Below are 10,707 nucleotides of genomic sequence, written 5' to 3' on the forward strand. Positions count from 1 at the left end.
CTCTCTTTCTATATTCATTAGTCGAAAGACTACGCGCTAGCGTTATCCAGCAACTAGAGAGGTAATGTAAACATAGCATTGCAAATGAGGTGGTACCGCGCAAAGTCGTCCTCAATTTGCAGGGCTATGTTTTTTCTATTATAGGAGGAAAATATGAAACAATTAACATCAGCAGAAGTACGCCAATTGTGGTTAGACTTCTGGCAAACAAAAGGTCACAGTGTAGAGCCAAGTGCTTCTTTAATCCCAGTTCAAGATCCATCTTTATTATGGATTAACTCTGGTGTCGCAACGCTTAAGAAATATTTTGATGGATCAGTAGTACCTGAAAATCCACGTATTACCAACTCTCAAAAATCAATTCGTACAAACGATATCGAAAACGTTGGGGTTACAGCTCGTCACCATACTTTATTCGAAATGTTAGGTAACTTCTCAATCGGGGACTACTTCAAAGCAGAAGTTATTCCTTGGGCATGGGAATTCTTAACTGATGAAAAATGGTTAGGTTTAGAACCAAGCAAGTTATACATGACTTACTATCCAGAAGATACTGAAACAGTAGAATTATGGAAAAAGACAACAGGTTTGTCTGATGACCATTACGTACCAGTAGAAGATAACTTCTGGGACTTAGGTGCTGGTCCATGTGGTCCGGATACTGAAATTTTCTATGACCGTGGTGAAAAATACCAAGATTTACCAGACGAAGATCCTGAAATGTATCCAGGGGGCGAAAATGAACGTTACTTAGAAATCTGGAATATCGTATTTTCACAATTTAACCATTTACCAAATGGTGAATACGTGCCATTGAAACATAAAAACATTGATACGGGTATGGGTCTAGAACGTATGGTATCTGTTATCCAAGATACACCAACAAACTTTGAAACAGACCTATTCATGCCAATTATTGAAGCTGTTCAAGCATTGGGTACAAAAGCAAAATATGGTGATTCAAAATTAACTGACGTATCATTTAAAGTAATTGCTGACCACGTACGTGCCGTTACTTTTGCAATCGGTGACCGTGCTTTACCATCTAATGAAGGTCGTGGCTACATTTTACGTCGTTTAATTCGTCGTGCAATTATGCATGGCCGTCGCTTAGGTATCAAAGGTAACTTCTTAGCACAATTGGTACCAGTTGTGGCTGACATTATGGAAGCATATTACCCTGAAGTAAAAGCTGACCAATCATTCATCCAAGATGTGATTGTGACAGAAGAAAATCGTTTTAACGAAACCATCAATGAAGGTGAAGCGATTATTGAAGAAGTTATTTCAAGCTTAAAATCTGCACATGAAAAATTAATGCCAGGTGAACAAGCCTTCAAATTATATGATACATATGGTTTCCCATTAGAATTAACACAAGAATACTTAGAACATGCTGGTATCGAAGTTGAATTAGATGGCTTTGAAAAATCAATGCAAGAACAACGTGATCGTGCACGTGCAGCGCGTAAATCATCAACTGGTATGGCTGTACAATCTGACATTCTTGGTGAAATTGATGTTGACTCTGCATATGTTGGTTACGACCAATTAGAAGTTGAAACACGTATTAACACAATTCTTGCTGAAGATGCCTTTGTATCACTAGCACAAGCAGGTAGCGAAGTATATGTTGTTGCAGACCAAACACCATTCTATGCTGAAATGGGTGGACAAATTGCCGATACTGGTGAAATTGTTGACGAAAATGGCCAATTAATTGGTAAAGTCGTAAACGTTGTTCGTGCACCAGGTGGTCAACACTTGCATGAAGTTGTGCTTGAAGCACCATTAGTATTAGACCAAACAGTTGTATTGAAAGTGGACCGTCGTCGTCACCATTCAATTGAAAAGAACCATACTGCGACACACTTACTTCACCAAGCTTTAAAAGATGTCTTAGGGGACCATGCTAACCAAGCAGGTTCATTAGTAACTGAAAACCACTTACGTTTTGACTTCTCTCACTTCGGCCAAGTAACACCGGATGAATTAGTAGAAATGGAAGCAAAAGTAAACCAAGCTATCGCAGATGCTTTCCCAGTTGTGACAACTGTTACTACAATTGACCAAGCTAAAGCTGCAGGGGCACAAGCATTATTCGGTGAAAAATACGGTAATGAAGTACGCATGGTCGATGTGAACCATTGGTCTATCGAACTTTGTGGTGGTACACATGTCGCTAATACGGCAGAAATTGGGGTATTCAAAATCACTTCTGAATCAGGTATCGGTGCAGGTGTGCGTCGTATCGAAGCTGTTACTTCTTTAGCAGCAATTCAAGAATACCAACAACAAGAAGCAATTCTGAAAGAATTAGCTGAAGGCTTAAAAGTGAAGAAATTCTTTAACTTAGTAAGTCGTTTTGCACAATTCAGAGAAGAACATAAAGAAACAGTTCAACAATTAGGTGCATTACGTGATAAAATGAATGCGCAAGCAGCAGGTCAAATTTTTGATCATGTAGAAGAAGCTGGTGACTTAACTATCATTGCACAAAACGTACCAAATCGTTCTATGGATGATTTACGTAAAATTGCTGATGAATGGAAACAAAAAGCATCTTCTGATGTATTAGTTTTAGCAACTTCAGCCGATGAAAAAGCCAACCTATTAATTGCGGTTAGCCCTAAAGCAATCGAAGCTGGCGTTAAAGCTGGTGACTTGATTAAACAAGTGGCACCGAAAATTGGCGGTGGCGGTGGTGGCCGTCCAGATATGGCCCAAGCAGGGGGTAAAAATCCAGCTGGTATCGCCGATGCACTTGCGTTTGCAAAAGAAATTATCGCTAAATAGTGGTGATTTCTTGTTAATACTTGTATAATTCGGTAAACTATAGATAATATTTGGAGGTGTTCTGATGACTAATAAAGATGAAACAGTCCTATTTAATTTCGGTGATAACAACGAAAAAGACGTCAAAGAAACATTAGAAATCGTTTATGATGCATTGAAAGAAAAAGGATACAATCCAGTAAACCAAATCGTTGGTTACTTACTATCTGGTGATCCAGCTTATATTCCACGTCATAACGAAGCACGTAACATCATTCGCTATCATGACCGCGATGAAATTCTAGAAGAATTAATCGTGAACTACATGAAACAATCTGGACGTAATTAATGCGATACATCGGACTAGATGTGGGTTCTAAAACAGTAGGAATCGCAGTATCTGACCCATTTGGTTGGACGGCGCAAGGTATAGAAATTATTCCTATCGATGAAGAGAGCGGCAATTTTGGTATCGACCGTATGGCTGAATTGATTAAAGAGTATAAGGTAGAAGCCGTTGTCATTGGCCTACCTAAAAATATGAACAATTCAATTGGTCCTCGCGCAGAAGCATCTCAAAAATACGGTCAGTTAATGATCGATACCTTTGGGTTGCCAGTATATTATCAAGATGAACGTTTAACAACCGTTCAAGCTGAACGTATGTTAATTGCGAACGATGTAAGTCGTAAGAAACGTAAAAAGGTCATCGATAAGCTGGCTGCGGTACTAATTTTACAAAATTATTTAGATTCCCACCCATCATAATGGTGTATAATAGATTTTTACCTAGATTTTAAATTTAAAGGAGATTAAGACATGACTGAACATCACGACCACGATCACGAGCATGACCATTTACATGACCACGATCATGACCATGCAGACCATGAACACATCACAATTGTAGACGAAGAGGGTAACGAACAATTATTCGAAATCTTGTTTACATTTGACTCAGAAGACTTCGGCAAATCATACGTTATCGTATACCCTGCTGGTGTATCTGATGACGAAGGTGTTGAATTACAAGCTTTCTCATATGTAGAAAGTGGCGAAGGCTACGAAGGCCAATTAAACCCAATCGAAACTGAAGAAGAATGGGACATGGTTGAAGAAGTATTAGCAACATTCATCGAAGACGAAGATTTATAATCTTTACTTCTAAAATTGAATCGTTAACGTTTAAAGAGTATCCAATTTATTTTGGATGCTCTTTTTTCGTATACATTTTTTCGTAAGCCAAAAATATAAAATTTGGATAAGAAAAATAAAAATCCTTGTAAATAAAAATACTAAGCGATAGAATATATCCATAGATAAAATTTATCCACGATTGGAGGGGTTAAATGAAAATGAAGAGTGGGGTAGAACAAGCCCTTTGTATCATGATTATGTTGGCAACTCAGATTGATCACCGCCCATTAAAGAGCACGATTTTAAGTCGACGGTTAGATGTATCGGATTCTTACCTGAAAAAAATCATGCGTTCTTTAGTCGTTTCTGGTCTTGTGCATTCGATTGCAGGTAAAGATGGGGGATTTGTCCTAAAAAAATCACCTAAGGATATGACCATGTTACATATTTATGAAGCAATTGAAGGAGAGGAAAGTTTTGTTCGTCCAACTAATTTGGCCGAAAAGGTTTTTATCCATGCAGACAAGATTAAAAATAAGAAGCGCGAAGTATTAGATGTTTTCTTCGATGCGGAGCAACAATTTAAACAAAGATTACAAAAATATACACTTGAATCCTTATTAATGGCAGGCACTGACCAAGTAACTACCGTAGATTGGGAAACGATTGTTTCAACTACAGAAAATGAATAAGAATGGACGTGCACTGCTTTGATGAAGCAAGAATGGCAATCAATATTTACAAAGAAAAAAATGATGATTATTTTATTTGGGATAGCATTAATTCCCACGCTATATACGGTCATATTCCTGAGCTCTATGTGGGATCCATATGGAAAATTGGCGAATTTGCCAGTAGCCGTTGTCAACGAGGACAAGGCTGTAACCTATAACGACGAAAATTTGGCCATCGGGGATAATCTAGTTGAAGAATTAGAAGATTCAGATGCTATGGATTTTGAATTTGTTTCTAAAGCAGATGCGGAAGCAGGACTAGCAGACGGTGATTATTATATGGTCATCACGATTCCAGAGGATTTCTCTGAAAATGCAACTACACTTTTGGCAGATGATCCCAAACAGATGACCTTAGATTATGAAACGAGTGCTGGGCATTCCTATATTGCGTCGAAGTTGACGTCCTCTGCAGCCAATACTCTAAAGGATTCCGTATCGAATGAAGTGACTAAAATTTATGCGGAAACGATTTTTTCACAACTCCAAACGGTAGCAGATAAAATGCAAGAAGCCGCGGATGGTGGTAGTCAAATTACTGATGGGGTGGAAACGGCTGCTGACGGTAATGAGACAATTACAGAAAATCTAGAAACGTTAGCATCATCTAGTTTAACTTTTGCGGATGGCGCAGATACCCTAAATGTTGGGTTAAATACCTATACAGATGGGGTGAGTCAAGTGAATGAGGGTGCAAGGGCGCTAAATGAGGGTACTAGTGAATTGACGGAAAGTATGCCTGCTTTAACTTCAGGCGTCAGTCAATTAACAAGTGGTGCAGGTGATTTGGCCGATGGTAGTGCTACTTTAAGTGCTGGCTTAACGACTTTGTCAACCAATACGGTGACATTGGCAGATGGGGCTAGTAGTTTAAATGATGGCATGGTGCAATTAGCTGAAGGTAGTCAAGCCTTAACAGACGGCTTAGCACAGTTGAATACTAGCTTAACAAGTGAAGAACAAGCGGCGAAAATAGCAGCCCTACAAACCGGGTTAGACCAAATGCAAGCTGGTTTGGATACGCTAGATACAAGCCTACAAAATTCAACATTGGCTGGCGATTTATCTGATGTAACGGATCAATTAGCGGGATTATCGACATCTGTCGCGGATGTGCAAACACAGTTGACCAATATTGTCGCGACTGCCGACCCGACAAGTAACACGGATGCTGTTTTAACAGCAATTGAAGCCAGTGGTGCAGCCTTAACTCCTGAACAAGAAGCGGCTGTTAGCACTGCAGTTAGCAACCAATTTACAAGCGTAGCGTCTGAACAAGCGACTTCAGCGCAAACCATCGCTAGCGACTTATCAGGCTTATCTAGCCTACAAGATATTGATGTTACGGCAATTGCTAGCCAAATCTCATCACTTCAAACAAGTGTTAGTCAATTAGCTGATGGCTATGATGCCTTATATGATGGTACCAATACATTAATCGATGGCGTGAATCAAGTGGCAGCAAGCAGCGATACTTTATTATCTGGTGCCCAAACGCTAGATGAGGGAATTGATGAAGCGCAAGGCGGGGCTGCTGCACTATCTTCTGGTATGACGCAATTAAATGACGGTACCCAAACATTAAATGCCGGTGGTATCGCCTTAACTGATGGTTCTAGCCAATTAAGTGCCGGTCTAGATACACTGAATAGTCAAACCGGTACATTAGCCGATGGCGCGAGTCAGTTGCAAGCAGGGACTCAAGCGTTAGCTGATGGTTCTAGCCAATTAGTTGCCAATAGTAGCCAATTGACAGACGGCACTAGCCAATTAGCCGATGGGGCAACACAAATTGCCGATGGGTCAGACCAATTAGCGGATGGTTCACAAACACTTGGTGACGGTCTAGCTACCATTGCAGACGGAACTACTGAATTAAGTAGCCAATTGGCAAATGGTAGCCAAAGTCTAAATGAAGTTGATGCGACTGATGCTACCTACGATATGATGGCTGAGCCGGTGAGTGCAGACCAAACCGAAACTGCAGCAGTGGCCAATAATGGGACGGGAATGGCACCATATATGATGTCAGTTGCTTTATTCGTTGGTGCCATTAGCTTGAACTTGATGTATGACATTTATAGTCCAAAAGGCACACCGAAAAACGGCGTAAGCTGGTGGGCAAGTAAGTTCTCAGTTTTGGCCGCAGTCGGCATTTTACAGTCCTTGATCATGGTAATTTTACTACACACAGTCAATGGCTTGGAAACTTACTCAATGAGTAAAACCATACTCGTAACCATCGTAACAGCACTCACATCCATTTCGATTGTGATGTTGTTCAACTTACTATTTGATAAAATAGGGTCATTCATCATGTTGATATTCTTGATTTTACAATTATCAGGATCAGGCGGTACCTACCCAATTCAATTATCAAATCCATTCTTTGAAGCCATTCATCCGTATCTACCAATGACTTACTCAGTAGATGCCTATAGACAATTATTTGCCATCGGTGGTAGCATTCGAAGCGACCTGCTCGTGCTGATTGCGATTCTAATAATCGTCAATCTCTTGATCATCTTATTCTACACAGTGAACAACAAGAAAATAAAAGCAAATCAATTTGACACCCAAGCAGCAATTTAGTGTCATTTTGTGAAAAAAGCAAACGCGGTAAAGAGGGCAATCTTCCTTATCGCGTTTGTCTTGTTTTTAGGGCAATGTCTCAGGCTCGTCAACTCCTGGTGGGGCTAATCTTTGAAGTTGAGACTTGTATCATGGTACGGATTTCGCATTCTGAAGTTGAGCTCGGGCCTCCAGAAAGCCCTGCGCTTCAGATTAGATTGGGGATGGGACAAAAGACCTCTTCATTTTGATTTTGAAGCCATATTTGGATGAGCCCCACACTAGAATAAAATTTATGGTCCAGTTTTATAAGATTGTATGTTTGTAAATAAAATAAACCTTATTTGGACACATCAAAGGACTGTTCTTTCAAAAATGAGAAAAAATAGTTCACACAGAGATGCGTTGTGATCTGTGTTTTTGAAGTTGGCTCATACAGATCGTTTTAAGAGCCGTTTTTTCTCATAAAGGTTCATTCAAGCCTATCTTTGCACCACATAATGTATATTTTTAATCAGATATACACAATCATACAAATAAATAACATACTATCCACTTCAGATGAATGATAGTGTTAAGCTCTCACATCCTGAAGTTGAGCTCGCTTGGGCAGACAGGTCTCCACGTCGGAAATATTTGCAGCAAGCTTTGCTGGCTACTGCATATTCCCTCCAGTGTTACCTGTCTAACCGCCCGCGCTCACATCCTATCAAGTCGAGTTCGAAAAAGCTGTCCCTTGTCCACTTCAGAATAGTTTGCGTCACACTGCTTGTGCCACGGCACTATTCTTCCAGTGGTTAGGGCCATAACGCTTTTTCTCACATCCTGTTCAATATTACAGTTTTTTTACGTTTGTTGGTTTTTGCCAACTTTTATGTTGTTATTTTGGCTGTTCATGTATAATGATTATATTAGTTTACTAGAAGAGGAGTCGCTATATGTCTAAGAAAGCGCGTGAAGAATTTTACGAGAAACAGAAACAAATTGATAAGAAATCAAATGGGACGGCTTCAAAAATCACTATGTGGGTGATTCTTGTATTTATTGGCTTGTTAGTGGTTGCAGGTTTATCAGTAGGTTTTATGGCTATTCAAGGTGGATTTGGTAGTTCTGATGAAACTGTAGAAGTTGAAATTCCTGAAGGAGCAACAGCATCTGATATTGCTACAATCTTAGATGATCAAGGTGTTGTTTTTAACGACTACTTGTTTGTAACTTACCTAAGATTAACTGGTGAAGATGCCATCGAAGCGGGAACTTATACCTTAAACAAAAACTTAGGTTTCCAAGAAGCATCAAATCAATTACAACAAGGTGCTACAATCGAAGTGGCAACTTTAGCAATTCCTGAAGGTAGTTCATTAGAAGAAATTTCACAAATTATTGCAGATACAATGGGCTTAGAACAAGCTGATGTCTTGACGCAAATGACAGATGAAGGTCTATTCAATGATCTATTAGCACAATATCCAGATTTATTAACAGATGTTTCTGAAAATGCAGATGTTCGTTATAAATTGGAAGGCTACTTATACCCAGCAACATACGAATTAGATTCATCAGCGACAGTGGCTGATGCCGTAACGATGATGGTTACTGAAATGGAAAATATCCGTCTACAACATGTGGATGAAATTGAAGCTTCTGGATATACTTTCCACGAGTTCTTAACATTAGCATCCTTAGTTGAAGCTGAAGCATCAACAACGGAAGACCGTCAATTGATTGCGGGTGTATTTACAAACCGTTTAGCAATTGATATGCCAATTCAATCAGATATCTCTGTTTTATATGCTAACAATACACATTCAGCATATGTAACAAATGAAGATGCTGCTGTTGATTCACCATACAACCTATACATCAATACTGGCTTAGGCCCAGGTCCATTTAACAACCCTGGTCTTGAAGCAATTGAAGCATCAATGAACCCAACTGAATCAAACTACTTATACTTCGTAGCAGATTTACAAACAGGGGAAGTTTACTACTCTGAAACATATGAAGAACATGCAGCACTTGTTGAACAATATGTTACAGAAGCAAACGCAGATTTATAAGATATATACATAAACCATAGAAAATAGCTTGAATTTACTTGCAATTAGGAGATTTTTTCTCTATATTTAATAGCAGTGAATTTGAGCTAATTTTTTGAATATTAGGAAGGTGTGTTTTTTTATGCGCAAACCAATTATTATTGGGGTAACAGGTGGTACAGGTTCTGGTAAGACGACTGTAACGCGTAAAATTATGGAAGAATTTGGAGATGTAAGTTTAGCTTATATTCCTCAAGATGCTTATTATAAAGATCAAAGTCATTTAACAATGGACGAACGTGCGAAAACAAACTACGACCATCCATTAGCATTTGATACAGAGTTATTAAATCAACATATTACTGCTTTATTGAATGGACAAGCGATTCAAATGCCAGTATATGATTTTACACAACATAACCGTTCTACAGAAACAATTACAGTAGAACCAAAAGAAGTTATTATCATTGAAGGTATCTTAATCTTCTCTGACAAAGACTTACGTGATTTGATGGACATCAAAGTATTCGTTGATACTGATGATGATATCCGTATCATCCGTCGTATTAAACGTGATATGGCTGAACGTGGCCGTTCATTAGATTCAATTATCGATGCATACACAACTGTTGTGAAACCAATGCACGAACAATTTATTGAACCAACGAAAAAATTTGCAGACATCATCATTCCTGAAGGTGGATCAAACAATGTTGCCATCGATTTAATGACAACAAAAATCCGTTCTGTATTACCAGCGGATTTAAAAATTGAAGAATAGCATTTATTTTTACAATATTAGTTAAAGTGTATTGCAAAATATGCGTTTCCATGATATTGTGTTCCTATTAATCTTTTTAAGGTTAATAGTACTATATGTTGTTAGGAGAAGAAGTATGGCAGAAGAGACATATCCAATGACCCAAGAAGGTCTTGAAAAGATTCAACATGATTTAGAAGAATTAAAAATTGTTAAACGTAAAGAAATCGTCGAACGTATTAAAATTGCACGTTCATACGGAGATTTATCTGAAAACTCTGAATATGAAGCAGCAAAAGATGAACAAGCCTTTGTCGAAGGCCAAATTCAAAAATTAGAAAAAATGGTGCGTTACGCTAAAATTATCGACCCGAATTCAGTAGATGAAGGTGTCGTTTCTTTAGGACGTAAAGTAACATTTATCGAATTACCAGATGGTGATGAAGAAGTTTACTCAATCGTTGGTCGTGCAGAAGCAGATCCATTAGATGGTAAAATTTCAAATGAATCACCAATTGCTCGTGCTTTAATCGGCAAACGTGTTGGTGACGAAGTGTCAATCGCTACACCAGGCGGAGACATGGAAGTTAGAATTACCAGCGTCGACGCAATCTAATCGTTGATATCAAATCAGTGCATACTGTCCATTATGGAGGGTATGCACTTTTTTTGGCTCTTCGACATTTAATGT

The 10,707-nt window shown here is 38.8% G+C and carries 9 protein-coding genes; all 9 read left to right on the forward strand.

What is annotated here, in order from left to right:
* Nucleotides 1-153: 153 nt before the first annotated feature.
* The gene (alaS, locus tag EF384_RS06860) at nt 154-2,796 is read left to right on the forward strand and encodes an alanine--tRNA ligase (protein ID WP_123780561.1); all 2,643 of its coding nucleotides are present in this window, start codon (nt 154-156) and stop codon (nt 2,794-2,796) included.
* A 64-nt stretch (nt 2,797-2,860) separates the two neighbouring features.
* Entirely contained in the window at nt 2,861-3,124 is a 264-nt protein-coding gene (locus EF384_RS06865) for an IreB family regulatory phosphoprotein (RefSeq protein ID WP_123780563.1), read from the forward strand.
* Nucleotides 3,124-3,543 carry a Holliday junction resolvase RuvX gene (gene ruvX / locus EF384_RS06870; protein WP_123780565.1) on the forward strand — a complete coding sequence of 140 codons (420 nt, stop codon included), beginning with the start codon at nt 3,124-3,126 and terminating at the stop codon, nt 3,541-3,543. The genes EF384_RS06865 and ruvX overlap by 1 nt, the downstream gene beginning before the upstream one ends.
* Before the next feature lie 51 nt (nt 3,544-3,594).
* Nucleotides 3,595-3,930: a DUF1292 domain-containing protein gene (locus tag EF384_RS06875; RefSeq protein WP_123780567.1), complete on the forward strand. Its 336-nt coding sequence runs from the start codon at nt 3,595-3,597 to the stop codon at nt 3,928-3,930.
* A gap of 194 nt (nt 3,931-4,124) precedes the next feature.
* A complete protein-coding gene (locus EF384_RS06880) occupies nt 4,125-4,604 on the forward strand; it encodes an RrF2 family transcriptional regulator (RefSeq protein ID WP_123780569.1) in 480 nt (159 codons plus the stop codon).
* A 21-nt stretch (nt 4,605-4,625) separates the two neighbouring features.
* On the forward strand, nt 4,626-7,238 hold the full coding sequence (locus EF384_RS06885) for a YhgE/Pip domain-containing protein (RefSeq protein ID WP_123780571.1): 2,613 nt from the start codon (nt 4,626-4,628) through the stop codon (nt 7,236-7,238).
* Between the two features lie 917 nt (nt 7,239-8,155).
* Nucleotides 8,156-9,277, forward strand: coding sequence for an endolytic transglycosylase MltG (mltG, locus tag EF384_RS06890; protein WP_123780573.1), 1,122 nt, complete (start codon nt 8,156-8,158; stop codon nt 9,275-9,277).
* A gap of 121 nt (nt 9,278-9,398) precedes the next feature.
* The gene (gene udk, locus EF384_RS06895; RefSeq protein ID WP_123780575.1) at nt 9,399-10,037 is read left to right on the forward strand and encodes a uridine kinase; all 639 of its coding nucleotides are present in this window, start codon (nt 9,399-9,401) and stop codon (nt 10,035-10,037) included.
* A 115-nt stretch (nt 10,038-10,152) separates the two neighbouring features.
* Nucleotides 10,153-10,632, forward strand: coding sequence for a transcription elongation factor GreA (gene greA / locus EF384_RS06900; protein ID WP_123780577.1), 480 nt, complete (start codon nt 10,153-10,155; stop codon nt 10,630-10,632).
* Nucleotides 10,633-10,707 lie beyond the last annotated feature (75 nt).

Origin of the sequence: Aerococcus agrisoli, assembly GCF_003797145.1 — a bacterium.
GTDB lineage: Bacteria > Bacillota > Bacilli > Lactobacillales > Aerococcaceae > Aerococcus > Aerococcus agrisoli.